At 41.8% G+C, this 22,896-nt stretch carries 30 protein-coding genes and 1 tRNA gene; 18 read left to right on the top strand and 13 right to left on the bottom strand.

Annotated elements, in window-relative coordinates; all coding sequences use genetic code 11:
• Positions 1-22: 22 nt before the first annotated feature.
• From HLI_RS21490 to HLI_RS04750, 4 genes are all read right to left on the bottom strand, one after another.
• A complete protein-coding gene (locus tag HLI_RS21490) occupies positions 23-199 on the bottom strand; it encodes a hypothetical protein (protein WP_164908486.1) in 177 nt (58 codons plus the stop codon).
• Positions 200-369: 170 nt separating this feature from the next.
• A complete protein-coding gene (locus HLI_RS04760; protein ID WP_128523506.1) occupies positions 370-1,257 on the bottom strand; it encodes a ClpXP adapter SpxH family protein in 888 nt (295 codons plus the stop codon).
• Positions 1,254-1,652, bottom strand: a complete 399-nt coding sequence (locus HLI_RS04755) for a globin domain-containing protein (RefSeq protein WP_128523504.1) — start codon at positions 1,650-1,652, stop codon at positions 1,254-1,256. Before HLI_RS04755 ends, HLI_RS04760 begins: the two co-directional genes overlap by 4 nt.
• Positions 1,653-1,706: 54 nt before the next feature.
• Entirely contained in the window at positions 1,707-2,288 is a 582-nt protein-coding gene (locus HLI_RS04750; RefSeq protein WP_128523502.1) for a CYTH domain-containing protein, read from the bottom strand.
• Between the two features lie 132 nt (positions 2,289-2,420).
• Between HLI_RS04750 and HLI_RS04745 the strand changes: the two genes are divergently transcribed.
• The 3 genes from HLI_RS04745 to HLI_RS04735 are packed head-to-tail and all read left to right on the top strand — an operon-like array spanning position 2,421 to position 4,763.
• A complete protein-coding gene (locus HLI_RS04745; protein WP_128523500.1) occupies positions 2,421-3,059 on the top strand; it encodes a GTP diphosphokinase in 639 nt (212 codons plus the stop codon).
• 14 nt (positions 3,060-3,073) lie between these two features.
• Positions 3,074-3,880 (top strand): NAD kinase, encoded by an 807-nt coding sequence (locus tag HLI_RS04740; protein WP_128523499.1) that lies wholly within the window; start codon positions 3,074-3,076, stop codon positions 3,878-3,880.
• Complete coding sequence (locus HLI_RS04735) at positions 3,864-4,763, top strand: RluA family pseudouridine synthase (RefSeq protein ID WP_128526815.1); 900 nt, start codon at positions 3,864-3,866, stop codon at positions 4,761-4,763. The genes HLI_RS04740 and HLI_RS04735 overlap by 17 nt, the downstream gene beginning before the upstream one ends.
• Positions 4,764-4,873: 110 nt before the next feature.
• Here the strand turns inward: HLI_RS04735 and prpE are convergent, their stop codons facing one another.
• Positions 4,874-5,605 (bottom strand): bis(5'-nucleosyl)-tetraphosphatase PrpE, encoded by a 732-nt coding sequence (prpE, locus tag HLI_RS04730; protein ID WP_128523497.1) that lies wholly within the window; start codon positions 5,603-5,605, stop codon positions 4,874-4,876.
• A gap of 309 nt (positions 5,606-5,914) precedes the next feature.
• On the opposite strand from prpE, the gene mgtE reads away from it, so the two are divergent.
• From mgtE to HLI_RS04710, 4 genes are all read left to right on the top strand, one after another.
• Positions 5,915-7,279, top strand: coding sequence for a magnesium transporter (gene mgtE / locus HLI_RS04725; RefSeq protein ID WP_128523495.1), 1,365 nt, complete (start codon positions 5,915-5,917; stop codon positions 7,277-7,279).
• 16 nt (positions 7,280-7,295) lie between these two features.
• Entirely contained in the window at positions 7,296-9,158 is a 1,863-nt protein-coding gene (locus tag HLI_RS04720; protein WP_128523493.1) for a monovalent cation:proton antiporter family protein, read from the top strand.
• A 462-nt stretch (positions 9,159-9,620) separates the two neighbouring features.
• Positions 9,621-10,400, top strand: coding sequence for an enoyl-ACP reductase FabI (gene fabI / locus HLI_RS04715; protein WP_128523491.1), 780 nt, complete (start codon positions 9,621-9,623; stop codon positions 10,398-10,400).
• 371 nt (positions 10,401-10,771) lie between these two features.
• Complete coding sequence (locus tag HLI_RS04710; RefSeq protein WP_128523490.1) at positions 10,772-11,302, top strand: CotO family spore coat protein; 531 nt, start codon at positions 10,772-10,774, stop codon at positions 11,300-11,302.
• A gap of 104 nt (positions 11,303-11,406) precedes the next feature.
• Here the strand turns inward: HLI_RS04710 and HLI_RS04705 are convergent, their stop codons facing one another.
• Positions 11,407-11,913, bottom strand: coding sequence for a CotY/CotZ family spore coat protein (locus tag HLI_RS04705; RefSeq protein WP_128523488.1), 507 nt, complete (start codon positions 11,911-11,913; stop codon positions 11,407-11,409).
• A 190-nt stretch (positions 11,914-12,103) separates the two neighbouring features.
• On the opposite strand from HLI_RS04705, the gene HLI_RS04700 reads away from it, so the two are divergent.
• The 5 genes from HLI_RS04700 to HLI_RS04680 all read left to right on the top strand — a co-directional run bounded on the left by HLI_RS04700 (position 12,104) and on the right by HLI_RS04680 (position 14,284).
• Positions 12,104-12,325 (top strand): hypothetical protein, encoded by a 222-nt coding sequence (locus HLI_RS04700; RefSeq protein ID WP_128523486.1) that lies wholly within the window; start codon positions 12,104-12,106, stop codon positions 12,323-12,325.
• A 101-nt stretch (positions 12,326-12,426) separates the two neighbouring features.
• Positions 12,427-12,756, top strand: coding sequence for a DUF1360 domain-containing protein (locus tag HLI_RS04695; protein WP_128523484.1), 330 nt, complete (start codon positions 12,427-12,429; stop codon positions 12,754-12,756).
• Positions 12,749-12,964 (top strand): hypothetical protein, encoded by a 216-nt coding sequence (locus HLI_RS04690; RefSeq protein WP_128523483.1) that lies wholly within the window; start codon positions 12,749-12,751, stop codon positions 12,962-12,964. Before HLI_RS04695 ends, HLI_RS04690 begins: the two co-directional genes overlap by 8 nt.
• An 82-nt stretch (positions 12,965-13,046) precedes the next feature.
• Positions 13,047-13,346 carry a hypothetical protein gene (locus HLI_RS04685; protein ID WP_128523481.1) on the top strand — a complete coding sequence of 100 codons (300 nt, stop codon included), beginning with the start codon at positions 13,047-13,049 and terminating at the stop codon, positions 13,344-13,346.
• A 26-nt stretch (positions 13,347-13,372) separates the two neighbouring features.
• Positions 13,373-14,284, top strand: a complete 912-nt coding sequence (locus HLI_RS04680) for an MBL fold metallo-hydrolase (protein WP_128523479.1) — start codon at positions 13,373-13,375, stop codon at positions 14,282-14,284.
• On the opposite strand, the gene HLI_RS04675 is transcribed toward HLI_RS04680, so the two are convergent.
• The 4 genes from HLI_RS04675 to HLI_RS04660 all read right to left on the bottom strand — a co-directional run bounded on the left by HLI_RS04675 (position 14,264) and on the right by HLI_RS04660 (position 16,768).
• A complete protein-coding gene (locus HLI_RS04675; protein WP_128523477.1) occupies positions 14,264-14,941 on the bottom strand; it encodes a DUF421 domain-containing protein in 678 nt (225 codons plus the stop codon). The genes HLI_RS04680 and HLI_RS04675 overlap by 21 nt on opposite strands.
• A gap of 117 nt (positions 14,942-15,058) precedes the next feature.
• A complete protein-coding gene (locus HLI_RS04670; RefSeq protein WP_128523475.1) occupies positions 15,059-15,484 on the bottom strand; it encodes a GNAT family N-acetyltransferase in 426 nt (141 codons plus the stop codon).
• Between the two features lie 4 nt (positions 15,485-15,488).
• The gene (locus tag HLI_RS04665) at positions 15,489-16,004 is read right to left on the bottom strand and encodes a YjcG family protein (RefSeq protein ID WP_128523473.1); all 516 of its coding nucleotides are present in this window, start codon (positions 16,002-16,004) and stop codon (positions 15,489-15,491) included.
• 35 nt (positions 16,005-16,039) lie between these two features.
• The gene (locus tag HLI_RS04660) at positions 16,040-16,768 is read right to left on the bottom strand and encodes an alpha/beta hydrolase (RefSeq protein WP_128523471.1); all 729 of its coding nucleotides are present in this window, start codon (positions 16,766-16,768) and stop codon (positions 16,040-16,042) included.
• Between the two features lie 251 nt (positions 16,769-17,019).
• Here HLI_RS04660 and HLI_RS04655 point away from each other — a divergent pair.
• A tRNA-Val gene (locus HLI_RS04655) sits at positions 17,020-17,092 on the top strand.
• Positions 17,093-17,685: 593 nt separating this feature from the next.
• On the opposite strand, the gene HLI_RS04650 is transcribed toward HLI_RS04655, so the two are convergent.
• Positions 17,686-17,931, bottom strand: a complete 246-nt coding sequence (locus HLI_RS04650; protein ID WP_128523470.1) for a DUF2164 domain-containing protein — start codon at positions 17,929-17,931, stop codon at positions 17,686-17,688.
• A 112-nt stretch (positions 17,932-18,043) separates the two neighbouring features.
• On the bottom strand, positions 18,044-18,229 hold the full coding sequence (locus tag HLI_RS04645) for an aspartyl-phosphate phosphatase Spo0E family protein (protein WP_128523468.1): 186 nt from the start codon (positions 18,227-18,229) through the stop codon (positions 18,044-18,046).
• Positions 18,230-19,082: 853 nt separating this feature from the next.
• Here HLI_RS04645 and HLI_RS04640 point away from each other — a divergent pair.
• The 3 genes from HLI_RS04640 to HLI_RS04630 all read left to right on the top strand — a co-directional run bounded on the left by HLI_RS04640 (position 19,083) and on the right by HLI_RS04630 (position 20,614).
• Entirely contained in the window at positions 19,083-19,646 is a 564-nt protein-coding gene (locus HLI_RS04640; protein ID WP_128523466.1) for a hypothetical protein, read from the top strand.
• A 136-nt stretch (positions 19,647-19,782) separates the two neighbouring features.
• Positions 19,783-20,073 carry a hypothetical protein gene (locus HLI_RS04635; RefSeq protein ID WP_128523465.1) on the top strand — a complete coding sequence of 97 codons (291 nt, stop codon included), beginning with the start codon at positions 19,783-19,785 and terminating at the stop codon, positions 20,071-20,073.
• A 208-nt stretch (positions 20,074-20,281) separates the two neighbouring features.
• Positions 20,282-20,614, top strand: coding sequence for a DUF4257 domain-containing protein (locus HLI_RS04630; RefSeq protein WP_128523463.1), 333 nt, complete (start codon positions 20,282-20,284; stop codon positions 20,612-20,614).
• Positions 20,615-20,917: 303 nt separating this feature from the next.
• Here HLI_RS04630 and HLI_RS04625 read toward each other — a convergent pair whose 3' ends face one another.
• The gene (locus HLI_RS04625; RefSeq protein WP_241655935.1) at positions 20,918-22,183 is read right to left on the bottom strand and encodes a DUF2254 domain-containing protein; all 1,266 of its coding nucleotides are present in this window, start codon (positions 22,181-22,183) and stop codon (positions 20,918-20,920) included.
• Between the two features lie 252 nt (positions 22,184-22,435).
• On the opposite strand from HLI_RS04625, the gene HLI_RS04620 reads away from it, so the two are divergent.
• Both HLI_RS04620 and HLI_RS04615 read left to right on the top strand, forming a co-directional pair.
• Complete coding sequence (locus HLI_RS04620) at positions 22,436-22,615, top strand: hypothetical protein (protein ID WP_128523460.1); 180 nt, start codon at positions 22,436-22,438, stop codon at positions 22,613-22,615.
• Positions 22,616-22,631: 16 nt separating this feature from the next.
• Entirely contained in the window at positions 22,632-22,850 is a 219-nt protein-coding gene (locus HLI_RS04615; protein ID WP_128523458.1) for a hypothetical protein, read from the top strand.
• The last annotated feature ends 46 nt before the right edge of the window (positions 22,851-22,896 follow it).

Raw genomic sequence — 22,896 nt, 5'->3', positions numbered from 1 at the left:
TGGAAACTCTCGCGTGGGCATTTTATTTGAAGCCGCGGAACGTCTTTTTGTAAGAAGTAATCGATAAACCCAGATAAATGGCGATGAAAAGTAAGGGAGAAGTGATGTATAAAGGGTAGAGATGCATAAGGGCGAACAGATGGAACAAGCCAAGGATAATGATTAAAAACAAGCAGGTTAGAATTGACCAGACTTTCATTTTAAGCTGCCCCCTTTTTGTACAGTTTATGAAAGGGAGAAGCTGAGCATGACTTTCACCGGGTGAGAGTCGTGCTGCTTAAAGAAAATACGAGGTTCACTGAATGAGTAGAAGAAATGACCATCCAGCTCTCTATAACAAAAAAAGCTCCCCAATGGTGGAGAGCTTTTTCATGATTCGATATATTGCCAAAAGGCTCCGTGTTTCACGGGGACTTCTTTGACCTTTTGCTTCAAAACCAGCTTTTTCATTTCCCGTTTAGCTTCTTGTTCTGTCCAGTCGTAGACGACGGCAATCTCTTTATTGGCGACAAAGCGATAGTGGTGCAAGAAATCCTCCAAAGCGGGTTTGATTCCAGGCTTTGGATCTTTTTGCAGCATTTCTTTCAACACTTTCACATAGACCTCGTAAGAATAAGAACCGGTGATTTTAAGCCCTGCGTCTTCTTCGGATTCATTAAAAATGACCAGAGTCGGGGTAGAGTCCACTTCCATTTCATGGGCCAATTTCAAATCACACTGTAAAGCGCGGCGGGCAGCATCTGAATGAAGGTCATTTTTGAATTCCTTCACATCAAGACGACTTTTTTCAGCACATTCAATCAGGACAGCTTCATCAGAGATATTTTGTTTCTCAAGGAAAACATATTCCTGGACTTTGCGAAGAAAACGCATGCCTGCTTTTTTCCCCTGCAGTTCTGCTGCTTTGACAGCGAGAGAGGTTGCAAGAGGGGAAGAGACAGGGTTTTCCAGCCAGACATCCCCGTCACAGCACATGCCGGTACGGGAACCTGTTTTATCCCAAGCTTCTTTCAGGTTTTCAGGCTTTTTCATTTTATTCTGGTGCAGAGAGGCTAATTTACCGCTGATAATCGGGCGGATGGTAAAGAAGCGTCCATATTCGATCGTGAGCTTTTTGAGAAAAGGTTCAAGTGACCAACATTCGGGACAGAGGGGATCGATGAAAACGTAAATCTCAATCGGTCTTTTCAATATATTAAAGAAACCGCTGGCTGTACCGTTTGTCTCTTTGTCACTGCTCAAGCTGTTCCAACTCACATCGATTCTCCTTTCTCATCCTCTGGTGTATTCATCATATGATTCGCTGTCATCGTCAAGCGCTCAAACATGTAAGATCTATAAGGTTCTTCGATCTCCACTTCGGTCATAGCCCCTGACATGCACGACAGCCAAGCATCTCTTCTCGTGGGTGTAATTTTGAAAGGCAGATGCCTTGCCCGCAACATCGGGTGTCCATGTTCTTCGATATACAGTGGGGGACCACCGAAAAATTGCGTTAAGAATTGTTTTTGTTTGCGGATTGTTTCTGTGAAATCATCGGGGAAAATCGGAATCAAATCCGGATGTTTGCTTACTCGTTTATAAAAAGCTTCTACAAGTTCATCGATTTTTTCTTTTCCGATTTCATCGAAAATCGTATCTCGTTGTGGCATTAAATCCCTTCCTGTCTGTTAATCCATTTTAGCAACGGAGGGTGTCGACGGCAACTATTCTGATTGTACCTTCGCTTTATAGAAGCGTTTGATCTTATTATCTGTCTCTCGTTCAGGAATATTGCATGCTTCAAGAATTTCTCTGATGACTTTTTTCCCTGCCGTTTGCGAGCTTGCTTCTACTTCTAATTCGTAATCTTCTTTATCATAATAAAGGCTGTGATCGAGGACGACAGTAGTTTGTTGATATTCAACCTCTTTTCGTCTTGTGGTCAATGAACCTAAATAATGAAGGTCTTCAATGGAGATTCCCAGCTCATGAAGTTGTTTGAAGACATTGGTTTTCACCATCATTTTGTTCTGGATCCAAAGATTCGCTTCTTCTTCTGTTAATGAATCATGTGTTTCTAACAGGCCGTCTTCATGAGGCTGCTTTAAAGTCAACGTCCATTGATCATTTTTCTTGCGGATTCTTAATGCGGCCCCATGGGATTTCAGTTTCAAATCACCTGCTTCAAAATAATAATTGGTTTGTTCAATAAGTTCAACTGATTTGAATGGTAAAAATTGATAAATCCGATCATACTCAACCTCAGTCAGTAAATTTTTGAATTCGATTTCGATCTCCTGAGACATATTAAAACCTCCTGTAAGTGAAATAGAGTCAGTCGCTCTGCTTATTCCAAAGGGTAACTTTATGATACAATGAATGGGAGCGAAAACGCACATATTTACTATGAAGATTGGATACATAAAGGTGGGCGCTAGATGAATTGGGATATATTTATAGCACCTTATACACAAGTGGTAGAGGAATTGAAAATCAAATTGAAGGGGATGCGCCGTCAGTTCGAATACGAAGAGGAGCATTCCCCGATCGAGTTCGTTACCGGGAGAGTCAAGCCGAAGTCGAGCATCATAGAAAAAGCAAGACGTAAGGCGATCAATCCTGAGAACATTGAAGATGAATTGCAGGATATCGCTGGAGTGAGAGTGGTCTGTCAATTTGTAGATGATATTTATGCGGTTGCAGATATGCTCAAAAACCGGCACGATTTTGAAGTGGTCGAGGAAAAGGATTATGTTTCACGGAAAAAAGATAGCGGTTACAGGTCTTTTCATGTAATTATCCGTTATCCTGTCGAAACCATCCATGGTGAGAAACATGTCCTCGCCGAAATTCAAATCCGTACTTTAGCCATGAATTTCTGGGCGACCAATGAACATTCGTTAAACTACAAATATTCGGGTAAAATACCAACAGAGATACAATCACGTTTGAAACGGGCGGGAGAAGCCGCTTTCCAGCTGGATGAAGAAATGTCAAAAATCAAAAACGAAATCCAGGAAGCCCAAAAAGCTTTTCTAAGACGTGAAGAAAAAAAGAAAAACCCAAAAAAACCGTAGAGGAGTGGTGACCGATGAAGTTCTCGATCTTATCTAAAGGTGACAAAAAATCGAATGAAATACGTTCCAAAATCAAGAATTACTTGACTGAATTCCAATTGGAATACAACGAGGATGAACCTGACTTAGCTATTTCGGTCGGAGGCGATGGAACTTTATTGGAAGCCTTTCATACGTATGTCCATCGTTTAGACAAAACCGCCTTCATCGGAATCCATACCGGTCACCTCGGCTTCTATGCCGACTGGATGCCAGAAGAGTTAGAAAAACTGATTATTGAAATCGCAAAAACTCCTTTCCAAGTCGTTGAGTATCCACTGCTTGAAGTGACCATCAGACCGAAGAGTGGAGGAGAAGAAGATCGTTACTTAGCCCTTAACGAATGTACGATCAAAACATCGGAAGGATCTGTCGTCATGGATATTGAAATCAAAGGCGATCACTTTGAAACGTTCAGAGGTGACGGTTTATGCGTATCCACCCCGTCTGGTAGTACAGCTTATAATAAAGCACTTGGCGGAGCGATTCTCCATCCTTCACTTGAGGCTTTCCAGGTGGCTGAAATGGCATCGATCAACAATCGGGTTTTCCGTACCATCGGTTCACCACTCATTTTGCCGAGCCATCATACATGCATGTTTAAACCGAAACACGACCGCAGCTTTTTGTTCACGATTGACCACATCACACGCACCTACAGTGATGTCAAGTCGATCCAATGCCGTGTAGCTGAAGAAAAAGTCCGATTTGCCAGGTTCAGGCCGTTCCCATTTTGGAAACGTGTCCACGATTCTTTCGTTGCAGATGACTACACTGACTGAAGCCAGGAAAACATGGCGGGTATCTCATGCTTTTCATGGTCGATCAATCAAAGATTTTCTTCTGGAAGTGGCCGAGTTCTCACGGCAAATTTACAAGAAAGTCCGAATGGGCGGTCAGGTGCTTGTCAACGGCGAAGAATGCGAATTACGGGATCTGTTACGAGCAGGTGACCTTCTCACTGTCATCTTTCCTGAAGAAGAAAGAGGGAGGATCGACCCTGCAGAGGGGCCATTGGCAATCGTTTATGAAGACGAGGATGTTCTGGTTGTTGATAAACCTTCAGGACTTCCTGCCGTGCCTCCTTTTGACCATTCGACACCTTCCCTTGCCAGCTATTTGCTTCATTACTATGTGCAAAGAAAATACCCTTTCACTGTGCACATTGTCACCCGGCTCGACCGGGATACCTCTGGTTTAATGCTGGTCGCAAAACATACGTATAGCCATATGTTGCTGACTAAAGAATTGAAAAAGGTGGAACGGCGGTATCAGGCGATCGTCGAAGGGAACATGGAATTGGAAAAAGGAAAAATCGATGAACCGATCGCAAGGGAAGTGGACTCGATCATAAAGCGGAAGGTAGCTGAAGATGGCAGACCTTCACAAACCTTATTCCAAATTGAGAAACAACTGAAGGACTATACATGGATCAGGTTGCAATTGCTTACAGGGCGTACACATCAGGTCCGTGTCCATATGTCTTATCTAGATCACCCGTTGGCAGGTGATACACTCTATGGTGGGAAAGAAGTAGAGGGCATTGCAGGACAAGCTCTTCATTGCGACCAGCTTCATTTCTTTCACCCGTGGACTAAAAAGAGGATGACTATTGTATCTGATCCCCCGGCAGCGTGGAATGTTTTCAGCGAGATAAAAGCTTGAGATCTTTATAGGTCTCAAGCTTTTTATATGCCTCACCTCAGAGTGATCTATGGGATTGCCTATCGAGGTTCAAATAAAAAAACGGGACCTTCATCGATCCCGCTCTAACTTCAATATCTGAACTTTTCTTCTACTAAAGGCATGGTGGAGGGGATACTGACAATTTCTTCTTCCGGAAGACGGAAGGCTGTCAATTTTCCTCCAAAAACACAACCGGTATCAATATTCACTGTTTTATTGATGAAGCGGGGTTTTCGCACTGGTGTGTGGCCATAGACGATCCAACGATCTCCTTGATATTGCTGAGCCCAGTCACGACGGACCGGTCGACCATCGGGAAGTTTCTCCCCTGTAATATCGCCATATAAAATAAAGGTTTCGATACTTTTGCTTTTATGACCGATGTCCTTTTCAAGAATGCCCGCATGAGCGATGACTGCTTTCACATCTTTTAATATCAAATGAAGCGGGGATTCTTCATATAATTGTTTGAACTGTTTTTTTACTTCTTTTTGTTTGTCAGAAGGCAACGCTCGAAATTCGGCTGCTGTCGTTTCAAGACCGTGTTTTTCCTGGACCGGGTTACCAAGGAAAAAACGGTAGAGCTTATTGCAATGATTTCCCGGGACATACAGACCTCCTTTTTCCGTGATTATTCGGTAAACGAATTGAATACATCCGATGGAATCTGGCCCGCGGTCTGTGATATCACCAAGGAATACTGGGGTCCGTCCATCAGGATGGTCAGGTAAGCCTCCATGCCATTCGTAGCCCAGATCAGTGAACAGCTGCTGCAGTTCATCCAAGCATCCGTGTACGTCTCCGATGATGTCATAAGTCATATTCATTCTCCTTCAAAAGAGCATGCGCTCCTTTTTGTGCTGGGCTAAGTAATTACTTGAACAGATACTTTTGATCCTTAGCCTCTTATAATATGCTTGATATTTTTCCCGAGCCTTCAGATACTAAACATAGTCAAGTCTATTCCCATTCCCTCAAACCATCTGTTAAACTACGGTTATGCCTTATGGAACGGTGAATGGTTTTGATAATGGAGCATTTGTATAAAAAATAACTTTCGTTGACAAACATAATCATCGCGATTAAGATTAAACGGTCAAAAACGAAATAGACGCTGGGGAGGGTTGCTTGTGGAACACTTAGATGACCAAGAGCGCCAAGAGGTTTGGGCTAATATCAAAGATGCCCTGTTCAATGATCACATCGATCAGTTCCGTGCCGAGTTTCTGGAACTTCACCCATATGATCAAGCGAGGATTTTCGAAGGGCGCGACGTTGATGTACGGATGCAGATTTATACGTATTTGTCTCCAGAAGAAGTGGCCGACTTTATGGAACATATCGATTACGATGAAGTCGAACCTTTTTTCACGGAAATGGACCCGCGGTTTGCCGCCCAAGTCTTTGCTGAAATGTCTGCCGATGATGCGGTCGATATTTTCAATGAATTGGATAAAGCTAAAGTAGCGAGCTTTTTGACGATCATGGATGGAGAAGCAGCTGAGGAAATTAAGGACCTGCTTCACTATGAAGAAAAAACAGCCGGGTCGATCATGACAACAGAATTCGTTGTGGTCAAGGCTGGCATGACGATCAAAGAAGCGATGGTCCATCTGAGAACCGAAGCCCCTGATGCCGAGACGATTTATTATACGTATGTGATAAATGAAGATAAACGTCTGGTAGGTGTCATTTCCTTAAGGGATTTGATTATCTCAGAGGAAGAGTGGATGATATCTGACGTTATGAATGAACGGGTGGTATCGGTATCAGTAGGAGAAGACCAGGAGGAAGTCGCTCGTATGGTACGTGACTATGACTTTCTTGCCTTACCAGTTGTCGATTTCCAAGATCACCTGCTCGGAATCATAACGGTCGATGATATCATGGACGTCATGGAAGAAGAGGCGAGTGATGACTATTCCAAACTCGCTGCGATTTCTGATGTCGACAGTCCTGATGATAACGCCTTTGCTTCAGCGAAGAAGCGTTTGCCTTGGCTGATCATCCTTCTGTTTTTGGGAAGTTTGACAGCAAGCTTAATCGGACGCTTTGAAGAAACATTGGATAAAGTAGCTATATTAGCTGTTTTCATACCACTGATTGCCGGAATGGGTGGTAACACTGGAACGCAGGCCCTAGCCGTAGCCGTTCGCGGAATCGCAACAGGGGAGATCGAGAAACAAGGGAAATGGAAAATGATGGGGAGGGAAGCGGGAACAGGCTTGATTACGGGCTTGTCCTGTGGAATACTCATCACCATTATCGTATATATATGGCAAGGAAATTTATTTCTTGGTTTGCTTGTCGGATTATCGATTCTATTGACTTTGATTGTAGCCACTCTGGCTGGCTCTCTCGTTCCTCTTCTTATGCATCGATTGAATATCGACCCTGCTGTTGCTTCAGGACCGTTCATCACGACGGTTAATGATTTAATATCAATCCTGATATACTTCGGCATGGCAACGGTATTCATGAATTTATTAATCTGAAGGAAGGAGGGCGAGTATGGAACATGGTGCTTCAGTAACTTCCTTAGTTATTGTCATTATCGCAGCATTCATTACTCCCATTTTACTACACCGTTTCAAATTGAATATGATTCCGGTTGTCGTTGCAGAAATCATCGTAGGCTTGATCATCGGTCAAAGTGGATTTGACTTGGTGGAGCACGGAAGCTGGTTGGAAATCTTATCGACCCTCGGGTTCATCTTCCTTATGTTTTTGAGTGGCTTAGAGATTGATTTTTCTATTTTCGCAAGTAAAAAGAAAAGAGCCAAACCAGAGAACAAAGGAACAGGAGCACCCAATCCTGTATGGGTAGCGACAATCGTCTTTTTAGGTATTTTCGCTATCTCTTTAGCTTTGTCCTATATGTTCGTCTGGGCTGGATTTATAGATAATGCATTCTTGATGACTTTGATCATATCAACAATATCTCTAGGTGTTGTTGTTCCAACGTTGAAAGATGCCCAAATGATGAAAACCACCATCGGGCAGACAATCTTGCTCATTGCCGTAATTGCAGACTTGGTCACGATGATCTTGTTAGCGGTCTTTGTTTCCATCTACGGGGAAAATGGTGGAAACACTTGGCTGTTGCTCCTTCTTTTCGTAGCAGGTGTCCTGTTTTATTACATCGGCAAAAAATTCCGCGATCAATCATTCGTGGAAACTATGGCCAAAGGGACGATCCAAATCGATACCCGGGCAGTATTCACTCTTATCTTACTGCTTGTCGCCCTTTCTGAAACAGTCGGCGCAGAGAATATCCTGGGCGCCTTCTTAGCGGGTACATTGGTTTCTTTGTTGTCACCGAACCCGGAAATGGTGAAGCGGTTGGACAGTTTCGGTTATGGATTCCTGATTCCGATTTTCTTTGTAATGGTCGGGGTGGATATTGATATTTGGAGTTTGTTCACGGACTCTAAAGTCATATTATTGATTCCGCTATTATTCATCGCGCTGTTGATATCAAAAATACTACCAGCGCTCATTTTGAGTAAATGGTATGACAAAAAGACAGTCTTCGGTTCAGGATTCATTCTGACGTCGACATTGTCACTTGTTATTGCAGCAGCTGCGATCGGAAAGCGTGAGGGAATGATTGACGATCAAATGGAAGGCGCACTTATCCTTGTTGCCGTCTTGACCTGCCTCGTCGCCCCGATCGTTTTCAAGAAGGTTTACGGTCGCTTTGAAGAAGAAGACCACCGGACCATCGTTTCTTTCGTAGGGTCCAACCGGATGACAATGCCTGTCGTAAGAGAACTTGACAGTCAGTCTTATGAAACACACTTGTACCATACAAAAGTTGAAAAAATCGATGAACGTATAAGTCGGAATTGTTTTGATATCAAGGAGCTTGACGGGTATGATGTCGAGAAAATGAAAGAATTCGGTGTATTCGATGTCGACCTGGTTGTCGCCTCTACAGGGGAAGAAGAACGAAACGCGGAGATTGCCCGGTTTGCTAAAGAACAAGGGGTGGAACGAGTGATTGTCCGTGTGGAATCACCGGAGCTTTCCCAGGAAATGAGAGACTTGAACATCAGCGTATTCTCTGTATTCCTGTCTTCAAAAGCTTTACTGAAAGCGATGATCGAAGCTCCGGACGTGCTCGATATTTTGACAAAAGAAGAGAGTGCCCTCTATCAAATAAACATGAACAACTCTGTGTACAACGGCATGCATCTGCGTGAATTTCCGTTTACAGGGGACGTAATCATGGTCCGTATTTTCCGTGGGAAAGATTCGATTGTTCCCCATGGAGATACGGAACTGAAAATGGGTGACCGTCTGATTGTCACGGGTTCTCATGAATACGTGGATGAATTGAAAATGGAACTCGAATATTGTGAATGGTGTTAACAAAAAAACCTCCTAAAAGAAGAGGCAACTGAAAAAACCTTTTCAATCTAGAGGAGCTGGGGAAGTTTTTTTACTTCTCACGAATCGCTTGACGGTGGATGCTTGCCGCGGGCACGGCCTCAGCTAAACTTGGTCAAGAAGATCACTTTACCAAGTGTATCTTCGGCTCGCGCTGTTGCCGCAGGCGTCACCACCGAACGCTCATCGTGAAATCAACGAAGCCGAGTTGGACGATTTTACCGTTCAACTCGGCTTCTTTGTTTGATGTATAACTCAAAAAGGTGCAGTTCTTCAGTGGCAATTCTCCATGGTTAGAACACTCGGCGTTTTTCAGGGTTGGTCGGTGAAAAAAAGGGGAAAGCATAAAGTGTGATTTGTTTTTCAAAAGATGATGGTTTAAAATAGGAGCAGGTACTAATAACAAATACTAATTAATAAAATCAACCTCAAGGAGGGTATATAATGAATTTTTCATTAGAAGGACGTACGTATGTAGTCATGGGTGTTGCCAATAAACGAAGCATTGCTTGGGGCATTGCAAGATCATTGCATGCTGCTGGAGCACGTCTTATTTTCACAGTCGCTTCTGAACGTTTCAAAAAGTCAGTCCAGGATCTTGCTGCCACATTAGAAGGCGGAGAAGAGTCCCTTGTTTATGAATGTGATGTGACAGATGATGAAGCGATCATTAAAACCTTTGAACAGATTGGACAAGATGTCGGAGTCATCCACGGACTTGCCCATTGTATCGCCTTTGCAAATCGTGAAGAGTTGAAGGATGAATTTTTGAATACCAGTCGTGATGGCTTCTTGACAGCTCACAATATCAGTTCTTACTCACTGACAGCAGTGTCCCGTGCTGCCCAGCCATTGATGACTGATGGTGGTAGCATTATGACGCTCACTTATCTTGGCGGCGAGCAAGTCGTGAAGAATTACAACGTCATGGGTGTTGCAAAAGCTAGCTTGGATGCGAGTGTGAAATACTTAGCGAACGACCTTGGTAAGCACAACATCCGCGTAAATGCTATATCTGCTGGCCCGATCCGTACATTGTCTGCCAAAGGTGTCGGTGACTTCAACCAGATCATGAAAGTCATTGAAGAACGTGCGCCATTGCGCCGTCCGGTCACACAAGAAGAAGTCGGTGACACAGGTTACTACTTGATGAGTGATCTTTCTCGAGGAGTAACAGGTGAAATTATCCACGTGGACTCCGGGTTCAGTACAGTCGCTTATTAATTGATTGATTATCATTACTAAAAAAGAAGGATCCCTTTTCTACAAGCATATAGTAGAAGAGGGATTTTTTTTTATCTAGTCTTAATGGCCACTTCAAAGGTTTGCTTAAGCTTGTCGGGGGTGACCAAGTCACTTGCGCTTTTGTTTCGTCCAGCTCCAGCGCCTACCCCCTCGAGGTCATAAGCAAGCCCTTTGCTGTGGCAAAAACCACCACTTCAAAGGTTTGCTTAAGCTTGTCGGGGGTGAACAAGGCGCTTGCGCTTTTGTTGTAAAAAAATCAGAAGTTTTGTCGAAAGGATGGAGAAATGAACATGAGCCAGATTCTGGGCATATACATAGAATGATGACCGAATGGAAAAGGAGAGATTCCTATGGCCGAAGAGAAGCGACTTGCTAAGCAGCCGATGCTTTATATTGTACAGCCGAGTTTCAAGCCTGCAGAAGTTCCGATGCAAACGAGCTTCCGTACACAAAGACCGACTGAATCGGGCTCATCTCAGGAGCCAAACGTGAAAGAAACACCGGTTCAAGAAAAAGAAGTACGGATGCGTAGACAGCAAGCCCCTCATCTGGAAGAGTTGTCAAAGCTGAAAACTGAAGGTGCGGCTGAAGAAGTACAAACTAAGGTGGAGAAATCTGCACCTGATGCAAAAAGAACTTCTTCAAGAGAACGACGTCAAAGGTTCCATGATTTATCTCTGGAAGAGAAAGTGAATTACTTTTTTAATCTTTCGCCACATGTGCCTAAGATGAAATGTGAAGTGACGACAGATGAAGAACAGCACCGGGGGTATATCACCGATTATCAAGAAGGCATTGTCCACATGAAGGTATTCCAGCGGCCGTTTCAACAAGAAGTCCCGTTTGAGGCGATTCAAGATATTCGTTTGCTTGGATTTTAAGGCAGTAAGTGAGTGGCTGGGGCCCTGATTTGAAACAAAAGCATTTTTGCGAAAAGTTGACCACAAAAAAACCGCGCTACTCCGCGCGGTTTTTCTGAGTGCAATTATAAAGTTGCTGCTGCAGGAAGACAAGTAACGTGGCAGAAGCAGTTCAAATCTACAGTGATACAGATTCCTGAAGCACGTAGGTTTCTGCAGCTTTGGTCTGCTGGTGAGTTTGGATCGTGACCTCGGTGATGACGGGAGGCTTCAACTTCATCCTCATCGTCTTCTGAGTCGCGTCCCCAACGGTCTGCGAATAGAAGCTCAAGAATCGCACATCCATCGTGATCGACGGATTTGACGCGGAAGAAAAAGCTTCCTCTCACTTCACAATCGTTTCCACTGCGTGTTGATCCGAACCCTTTGAAAGGTTTGCATCCATCTTTACAGTAAAGGATGACAGGAACTGTATCGAAGCCTGAGCCTCCACCAGTGTCCCCAAGAAGGTCTGCGATTGATTGCTCACAGCTTGTCGTGCAGTCGTGCATGACGTCGTTTTGAGCATCGACGATATCTTTAAGAATATCAATCACACAAGAGCCTGAATTATTATTTTTACCACAGCTCATTAAAATTTTCCCCTTTCCATACGTATTGACGTATTGTCTTTACTAGAATATGTATCATGCCTGCGTCGGTGTGGGCATTTGTCTCTTTTCTTGGAATCAGAAATTATTTTCGAATGAATAGGCAGACGACTATACCTAATCAGGGCGAACACCATAGATTAACAGTGAATTCGATTAAGGAGTGAGTGGAATGTCTGAAAAGAAAAAGGTTATTCATGTGAAGGACCTTGTCATAAAAGCGGATAACGTTGTTATCGAGCCACAGCGTGATGACCGCCATCACCGACGGGAAAATGAAGATCGGGTCGATCCATTCTTCGGCGGCCAGAGACGTAGAGAAGAAGAAGAGAGCAGCTCACGTCATCAGGATGATGAAGGTTCTGAAAAACGTGGAGGGTTTCGCTGGTTTTAATGAATAAGGAGTAAGCCACTACGAGCAATGTAGTGGCTTTTTCTTGATGAATCGGTCAAGGTTAGAGCCTTGTGCTTTTACTTAAGAAAGGATTGATGAGAATGTTGAATATATTTGAGTTTCTTCTATTAGGGTTGGCAAGTTTCCGCCTCACGCGATTGATCGTCAGGGATTATATCATGGAGTGGCTGCGCCGGCCATTTATCGAAGTGAGAATCGAAAAGAATGAAGATGGAATTGAAGAAGAGTGGATAGAGCCGAAAGGGTTTATTGGTGAAGGCCTTGGCTGTCAATGGTGTGTCGGAGTCTGGTCATCGTTAATTATGGTTTTCTTCTATATAATGGTTCCTTATGGGGAATGGCTCGTTTTCATTCTAGCTCTCGCAGCTCTTCAGTCAATCATTTATTCCTGGAGTAATCTTCTTGAGTGAGAAAAAAGAAAAGAGTCTGTTTCAAGTTTTGAAGGAGATTGATCAAGAAACGTCGAAAATGAATGGAATCATAAAACAACCCGAGAAGAAATTCAATGCTTGGGAAAAAGATTTTCAAGCATGGGATCGCCGGTTCACAAAACGGATGACAGATATGGAGAAGTTCTTGAATAAACAGATGGGAAAAATGGAAAACTTTTTTGAGTAGTGGAGTTTTATTGACGTAAAAATGGGAAGCGGACGTATACCTCTTGAAGAAACAGGGTATAGAATACCAAGGAGGAGTCGATATGGGATACATTTTACCTGTCAATCAATTTCAATATCAGGATTATCAAGCCCGCACAACCCAGACGGAACGTTCACCATTTGCGTTAGAGAGAGTGTTCAAGGCAAGCCTGGACAGCAAAATGAAGCATGATCAACCACGCGAACAGCACCGGCTTGACTATCAACAAATGAGTGGACTCCATACTTCTTCCGAATTCCACGCCTCCACTCAGCCTGTTTCCCCTGTGAAAAAGGTCATCAGTGAAACTGTTTATTCAGAGGTGACAGGAAAAGGGCGCAACTTTAGCGAAACTATATAATAAAAGCTAAAGGAGCCGTGTAGTTTATGTCTTTTCACCAACTCAATGACCATTGCTACTATTACCATAGTTCTGTCAATATCGGATATGTGAATCAAGGGACACGCGGGGTGCTGATAGATGCTGGCATAGACCGTTCGTCTGTTAAAAAGGTGCTCAAAGAGCTTAAGAAACGTGAGCTCCCTTTGACGCACCTTTTTATTACGCATGCTCATGCGGACCATTATGGGGGAGCCGCCTATATTCAAGAGCAATATGACGTCCATACGATAGCGCCTGTATTTGAGGAGGCTATCCTGCGAAATCCATCTTTAGAACCATTGTACCTTTTCGGTGGAAATGATCCACTCCCGGAATTACAAAACAAGTTTTTACAGGGGCCGCCCGTACGCATTGATGAAGTGGTGAATGAGGGACCTTTGGAAGTAGGGGCTATCCCAGTGGAAGCATTTTTATTGCCTGGCCACAGTTACAATCAGAGTGCCTTGAAAATAGATGGCATTTTATATGCCGCAGACAGTTATTTCAGTAAAGATACGTTACATAAGCATAAAATACCTTATATCACAGATGCTTCCATGACCATGGAAAGTCTTAAACGACTTTTGACGATTCCGTGTAAAGGTGCTTTGCCGGGGCATGGTGAATATGAAGAGGACCCTTGTGAAACGATTGAGCAAAATATCGTCTATCATCAAAAGCTTCTGGACTGGTTACACAGCTACATAAAAGAAGCAAAAGCTATTACGCATGAAGAAATTGTCGCGGATATGTGCGCACACTATGACGTCCAGGCCCCTCAATTATCTCAATGGCTCCTGTATCGCACGGCAGTGACCGCATATCTTGTCGGATTAAAAAAAGCAGCCCTCATCGAGGACTGCATTGTCGACAACCGTTGGATGTTTTATCCGGTATTACATACCGAGGATGTATAAATCTTTATCCCCTGTTTTATATTCAGCATACATCACTTCCGCTGGTTCGTTATAATCTTGTGCTTCCAGTTGTTGTTCAAGCCATTTCTCATCAAAGCCTGTTTCTAGTAAATTGTCCCATATGATTTCCCCGTCACTGATGATCGTTCGTGGAAGAGGGACGTCCTCTGGTGTCAAGTTCATGTCTTTGCGATTCACGGTTTGGTACTGGGAGGTTTTCAAGACGGAAATTGTACCATCAGTTTCCAGCACCGCATACTGAACTTCCCGGAAAGAAAAAACATCTTTGGAACGAAGCAGATGTTGGAGCTGATTGATATCCAGCTTGCTTTTCTTTAATTGGCTCCGATCAACTTTTCCTTCATAAATGACGAGGGAAGGGCTTCCTTCTAATAATTTACGGCTGCCTTTGAATTTCTCTGTAACAATTTCTGTTCCATAAATCAACAGAGTCCATAATAAAACCGCAAAGCCGATATCAAGGATACCCACTTCAGGGTCATAAAGGGCGTTTCCTACTAATTCACCAAGAACGAGGGCAGCAATGAAGTCGAATGCAGTGATTTGAGTGATTTGCGATTTGCCGAGCACTTTTGTCATTACAAAAAGGGCGGCGAAACCGAATATAGTCTCCGTCGTAATTTGTAAATATTCCATGGAAGCTCACGATCCTTCTCTCAAGTCCTATACGCTACATTCTAGACAAAAGAATTTTATTCTAAACGAAAACCCCTGCCTTTTATATGAAAATAGGCAGGGGTTTTCAATATTTATTCATGAAAGACTTTTTGTCATAGTTACATGAGGGATCCCGGCATCTAGAAATTCACCAGAAACAGTCAAATAACCGATGGACTCATAGAACTCTTCTGCATGGGTCTGAGCGTTCAGTTTGGCTTTGCTATATCCATGCTCACGGATGACTTCCTCCATGGCTTTGATAATTTTCTTGCCATATGATCGGCCACGCTGTTCTTTTGTAACACAGATGCGCTCGAGCTTTCCATATCCTTCGACGAAGCGGAGACGGGAAGCCGCAACAGGCTGCTCTCCTTCGTAACCGACTAAATGAATCGCGGTATCATCGAACTCATCAATTTCCAATTCCTCAGGTACTTTCTGTTCGTCGACAAAGACGACGCGTCTAACATGGTAAGCGTCGTCTTTTTGAACACTATTTGAAACCTTCAAGATATCCATGGAATCACCCTTTACCAAGGCGGAACGTTTCATAAACACTCCAAGCACCGTTCTCAAGCTGGTAAAGAAGCTGGAAGCGGTCGACATGATCCTCAAGATCGAAGTTCAACATCCGCATACTGCCAAAGACATCGGAAAACTCTTCATCAGAAAGCTTCTGGGCAATGGTGATGTGAGGGACGAAAGAAAAGTACCGTTCTTCAGGAAGCTCACCCGCATGAAGCATATCATTCAATTCAAAAATCTCATCTGAAGGTTCAATTTTTAAGTAAATCGTGTTGGTTACTGGTGAAAAAGAGCTTACTTTGTAAACACCATAAGAAAAGGGCTCTGTGTTTTTTGCGATTTCACTTAATTCAGGGATGATTTTATTCTCAATTTCACTCTCATCCGCTTCAAAAGGCTCCTTCATCGTAATATGTGGGGGAATCAACGCGTAATGGGGATCATAACGTTTGCGGTAAGAATTCGCCACATCCTGTACTTTTTTTGATGGAAAAACTGCTATTCCGTATCTCATTGGACTAAACCTCCTGATTCTTCCTATATATTACGTTACTCCTTACTGAACATTTTCAATAAAGCACGTTCAAAATCCTTCTGCCACGTTCCCCAGGTATGGTCACCATCGAGTTCGTGGTAAGTATAAGCCAGCGGTTGACGATTTAAAAAGTCACGAAGTTCACGGTTCGGCGCTAAGAAATTCTTCCGTGTACCTTCCGTCCCTTCAACATCCGTCTCTTCATTTCCGATCGTATGATAAATCGTCAGAGAAGAGAAATCCTTCGTAGATTCTACAACCTCTCTCACATGTTGGTCGATATAAGGACTCTGCATAATCACATTACCAAAGATATTCGGGAACTTCACCGCCGTCATCAACGCAAGCGTTCCTGCCAGCGAATCACCGACAAGCGTACGGCCGCGTCCCATGCAGTACCCAGGAAGCTCCTCATCTAGGAAAGGGACGACCTCGCGGATCAAAAAGTTCACATAATCCGATTGTTTTTTCCCATCTGGATGATACTTGTCTTGCCTGTCGTACTTGTCATTATAATGAATGCCGATGAAAATCGTGTTATCGATTTCCTCATCTTTATGCAACTTATCACTCAGCGTGGCCGCACGCCCCATTGAGTAATAGTCATTTCCATCCTGCATGATACAGAAATGGTACTTATACAATGGAGAGAAATTTTTAGGTGTGTACACTCTTAATTTCATCGTTTCATTCAAATATTGGCTGTCTATTGTATATTCTGTCATGGATCCATCTCTACCCATGTTCCGAGCACCTCCTCACAGCATGGAAATTCATTATAAAATTCCCCTATTCCTATACATGTAAACGTTCCACTTTCTATTTTATCATAGAATTGTGCAAAAAGTTGAACAGATGGGTTTTAGCAAAAATTAGATAGGGAAAAGTGTGGTTTACAATTACTTAAAAAAATCTTTATATTCTGTTGACACCTTTTTCGATCCGTAGTATATTATTACTTGTCAGCAAGAAAAGCCGACAAAATCCTACATACGATTCCGTAGCTCAGTTGGGAGAGCGCCACCTTGACAGGGTGGAAGTCGTTGGTTCGAGCCCAATCGGAATCATCCATACAAAGTGCCGGAATGGCGTAGTTTCTCATCCATGGAGAGGCTGCGTCATTTCTTTTTGTTTTGTGAATAAATTGTTGATTTAGTTATGAGAAATGTATATGTAAAGAGACTCCTGTATTAGAGAGACTACTGAAAAGCCCTTCTCAATCTGGAGGCACTGTAAAAGTTTGTTGTTGCTTCTCACGAATCGCTTGTCGGTGGATGCTTGCCGCGGGCACGGCCTCAGCTAACTTGGTCAAGAAGATCACTTGACCCAAATGGATCTTCGGCTCGTACTGTTCCCGTAGGCGTCACCACCAAACGCTCGTCATAGAATCAACAGAGAACAATCAAAAAACATCACTATGATCAGACTTCTCCAAAAGAAGTGCTGCAATAAAAGAAGCCGAGTTGAACGATTCAATCATCCAACTCGGCTTCTTTATTTGATGCACAACTCAAAAATTGCAGTTCTTCAGTGGACTTGTATTAGACGTCTTTTCATTTAATGATTTAATGCTTTATATTAGTGTGAATACTTCATTGACTTTACTAGCTGTTTACTGATCAGCAATATCATGAATCATATATATTAACACTCCTGGTTACTAACGACGCATAGGACGTTCAAGTGTGCGAACTTCTTCTTCAATCGAAGAGTATTGGGTTTGTAGAACAGTGATTGCATCGTTTACTGCGTTATTATAAAAGTGGGGGGCTAGCGAGTCTTTGAAGAATTCCAGGATATTATCAGCTACAAACTCAGATATTTCTTCTCCTCTTTCGTTTAAGTAGAAGTATTGTATATCTTCGACCATCATTTGTCTCTGTTCTTTAGTTAATTCAAATTTCATATGATCACTCCTTTAAAATAAGCAACAGGAGTATTATACAACGGTTAAAAAATGGATTGCAGTCTTTTATTTAAGAAAAAATTGTGTACAAGATTGTTGCTTTATATGGTACTTAAAATATCAAAACACCCAGAGCCAAAATAAACGATTTTAGGCAAAGCTTTCTGAATTTATTGAGCATAGAATCTAATTCACGGGATTTTTTTAGCGCTGCAGAATAGTCTTTCTCAACCAAGTAGGCATGGTACATTTCTTTTCTTTTAGATTCAATTCTGTCTCGTAATTGATCACAGCTCATGGTACCACTCCTTTTAAAAAGGATTATACTCTGCTTTAAAGCGAATAAATAGCAGACCATGATTAGTTCAAAAACATGTCACAATTCTAGTACGAATGAAGTGAGTCATTAGTTGTCAGAGAGAAGCTATGATATAAGAAAAGCCTGGGCAAGAAGAGCAGTAATTAAGTGAAAATAAATGAAAAAGTGCCAAAGCGAGAGCCTTGACACGTTAACTGCTGGTATAACCATGCTTACTGATTCAGAATCAGTTATTAATTTGTATGAAACGAGTGTGGTTTTGTCCACACGATGTACATTGAGTCCAAAGTGTATGGACTACTTTTTCAGAGAACTCTTTGGGAACCATCTTAATAATTCTTTGTTCATCATTATAGCAATTCTTACAGTGATTTTTTATTAAGGAGCCCACTTCATAATCTTTCAATTTTTGCCTCCTCTCTAAGGTGGGGAGGCAACAGTAGGAACTTAATTTTAGTATATCTAAGTCATAGTTTCAAGGGATTCATGATTGCTAAGTTGATGGTGGTGTAAGTTTGTGAGAAAGAGAGTTGAAAAGCAACCACATTATGGATTAAGAATACACTGCGTGATCATAACTGAGTTATCCAAGAGATTAAAAGGGCAGAAGGAGAAGTCCTTGATTTGTTCCCGATCGAACCATCCCTATAAAGTGCTGGAATGATGCAGTTTCTCATCCAGGGAAAGGCTGCGTCATTTCTTTTATTGACTTAAGAAAATGCTTGTTCTCAAACGTCTCTGTTTGAGGTCAAGTATTTTTTGTTTAATTTTACATCTCCCTATATAGGTACGAATAGACTGAGTTTACCAACAAGTATAAGGGGAGAGGATAATGAGTGAAATAATTATTAATCTCTTCAGGGACACGACCTTTTGGGGGTCCTTGATAGGGACGGGACTGTCAGGAAGTATTGCCATCTATATAATGAGAAGCAGGATTCGCTATGAAGAAGCGATCAGAAGTAAGGAATCGATAGAAAATTTTTTGAAGGTGAACAGTGAATTAAACAGAGAACTGCAGAATGCCATCTCCAGCCTTGATTTTTACAATGATGCTTTCAACAAAAAGAAAACCCCTGATGCTAATTTGAATATGTTACAAGAAAGCTTAGAGAAAGTCGTGGAAAGATTGGAAGCTATAGAACTTAAGGGAGTGGAATATAGAGTAGAAGTAATTCATTCGGCTATCCTCAATGATTTGAAATTCGTACTTAGGATGGATTATTCTGCTTTTTTTGAAGTTTTTGAGGTGGATAAGAATTTTTATGAGAAGCATAAGGCTTTGTATTATAATCAAATTGAAAAGAGATTAGAGGATTTGAAACAACAGTTAGATGTGTATAATGAGGAACAGGTGAAAAAATATAAAAAGATAAAGAATATCACTGATCTGTAAACCTTCACTACCTTTACAGGCTGGTGGTTCCTCGAAAAGTTTTCTTTTTTTAAAATTACTTGTGTGAGATAGACAATTAAGTGGTATTAAAGTCATAGAAGATACAGCCAAATAAATGATAAGGAGGTGCGAGCTTTTGTTCCAGATGAATGAATCACAAAAGGAAGAATTCGACGAGCTTATGCATTCTTTGAGAAATGCTGAATCTATAGAAGAGACGCGTTATTATTTTGCTGAAATCCAACAGTATTTAGATACATTGCAGGCTGAAAGCGGATCATCTATCCAGAAGGTGGATGATTCACATTTGAAAGAATATGAATCTTTAAAGAAGAAAATGATTGATGCCAATACCAAGAAAGAGGTTCACTTTTATGAAAATAAGATCCACGAATTGATTGATGAATTAGATGTAACAAAAATGTAATAAATTGTTAAAAAAGTATTTATTTTCAGAAAAAATAAGTGTATACTAATAACATGGTGTTCATTATAATGTTATAGCTTCCTTCTAAAAGAATAACAGACTTAAAGCTTGCAGCGGTCTCTGGTCGATGATTAGTGCATATTAGCCTATGTTTCTAAGTATCTTCCGGGAGCCGCTTTTTTTAAGCTATTTTTAAAGGGGTGTGTCTATGACGAATACTGTGTTGATCGCTGGTTTGATAGGAGGTCTGACAGGGGTGATCGCTCATTTGATGAGGAATGGGAAGGTATTGATCTTTCCTAAAAAGAGAGTACGGCCTAAAGGCATATACCTTGGTTTTTTAGCGGATTTCTTCATCGGTAGTGCGGCCGCTATATTTGCGGTTACCTATTTAGTTCCAGAGCCTGAAGTTTTGAGAACATTGATAGGTATTTCCATTCTTGCGGGGATGACCGCTGAGAATGTGTTACTGAAAAGAGAATTGTCTACAGAAAAAGCAAAAACCGAGGGATTGGATCGTATTAATCAGAGACTTAAATAAACTTTGATACTCCAATCCTGTTTTTTTATGATGTTCACCTTCTCCTTAACAAATCCTCTTACTCCCACTCCCTTTTCGTGGTTTATTAAGCCTGCCGAGCTTAGTAAGCATCCCTGTGAATTGAAGATTAATCATGCCTCTGGATATGTGGCAGAATGGCTGATTTCAGGCTGGGTCGTTCACTAATGTTGTCTTGTTTCAAAAAGCAGGGTGGAATCGGGCTCACAGTTATTATATAGCAGATATACATAGTAAAAGACAGCTCCCTGAATGTAAGGGGGCTGTCTTTATAAGGTCCATTTATTAAGCACAAGCAGATGACAACTTATCAACTTGCTTCTTGAAATACTTATAATCCAATCCGTTTCGGTCAACTTCCACTGCTTTTATCAGGAATTCAGCAAATTCCCATACATCTTTTTTCACATCATTACCATTTACGGCTGCTACTTGATATAAAGCTTCAATCACTCCGTTCATCACGGAAACATCATTACTTCCATAGATGCGGATTTGGTAAAAGCTCATGTAGAGGTATTCTTCGAACTGTTTTGGTTCCATAATTACTCGCAGATGCCCCTTATCATCGGAATAGTAGCGAATCGGTTGATATTCACTTCCAAGATCAGCGAGAAGTGAGCCGATCCTGTTGATACAGTTGATTGCCGTATGGGGGTCATTGATTCCAGGAGAGATCGCCTTCACAGCGATTTCTACCAGTTTCTGGATGGAGAATTCAATATCTTGAGTATCTACACGTTCATTTCCGATCAGCAAGTACTGCTGACATTTTTCTTCTGCTTCCATTTCCCTGGCGCACCAGCATTTGAAAATGGGCATTCCCTTTTGAATGTAGTCACCAATTTGGAACTCTGATTCAACAATCGCATCTTCATTGGCGGCCCATTCAATCAAATTCTTGAATTGCAGCTGCTGAATATAGCCGGAGTGACTGGCTGCAATCACTTGAGGTTCCTGTTGTCTTAAATCATTGATAACTTCCTGGTCCCAGTCTGTTTCTTCATGAAAGCTTTTCTCTGCATAAGTTGTTTTAATCACGGTTGATGTCCGATTGCGTATTTCACTGATCAAATTATTGACTTGGACGAACCTTGACGAGTGGTGGATGAAAAGTACGAAAAAGGCTAGACAAACAATCGAGATGAGGACAGTGAAAAATGGGCTTGCCATTACTTTCTTTTTATCTTCTGTCAAAATAAGCAGATTAAGCAAAACGAAAACGAAACTGAAAGAATAAACCCCTAATACGTGTTGCGTGAAGCGGTTTTTCATAAAATCTTGTAACGTACGCGGAGAGAACTGTGTCGTGTAAGTAGTCAATACTACCATGATGGTGGAGAAACTGATCGTCGTCATGGTGAGAATTGCTGTAATAAGTGCGCTGTATAAAGATTTGGCGATGTCCTGATTTGTTAAAACAATATTTGGTACAAAATCCTGTATGATCGGGAGCAGGAAGAAGTCTGCAATCGTAACGATAATCACAGCCAGTATAGAAATCAATCCATAAATAGCGGGTAAAAACCAAAAGCTATCTCGAACATTCACCCAGAATCTTCCTGAATTTGATGTGGCTCTCATGGTGTATCAACTCATTTCATATATAGATATACCTCTCAGATTTTCCTTTTTTCGCTGTACTTAAACTAGTTAAATCTGCCATTAGCTGGAATTAGGTAAAAAGGACGAGGTAAAAAGAACTGAAAACGTTCATTATCGGAGAAATCAATCCGCAAAAAGTTCAAGATACGAAAAAATTGTCGAAAATAGTAGTAAAAGGTAAAGAGGAGCTAATGTAAAGTGATATCGAATGTAGAAGTATACCTGGAAGTAATCGAACAGACGCTTGATTATGAGTGTGAATGTTGTGCTGGAACCATGAATCATCGCAGAATTACATTTGTGAATAAAAGTACCCCGAATGTCCTGTTAGAATGTAAACCTTGTGGTACAGCTGTATCATTTATCATGAACCGATAATCGGGGGAGTCACAATATGGATTTTATCAGCTACACCATCCAACAATTAATTCATTCACAATCCAATGTGCTGGCCGCAAAACTTCTGGTTCTCTGCGTATGTTTATTTTCGGCAGCTCTGAGTGTTGATTTCATGCTCAGTTTTATTCCGATCCACAGAAAACTGAAGGAAGGTCTGTTAACATGCTCCATGATTGCAGGTGCTTACTTCTGGTATGAGATTACCTTTATATAAAAGGAATCATTCATTTTATAAAAGTTTACCGAGAGCACTGGTCTGG

This window comes from Halobacillus litoralis (assembly GCF_004101865.1).
Lineage (GTDB): Bacteria > Bacillota > Bacilli > Bacillales > Halobacillaceae > Halobacillus > Halobacillus litoralis_A.
Note: the sequence above shows the minus strand (reverse complement) of the source record. Positions and strands in the feature narration are given on the sequence as shown.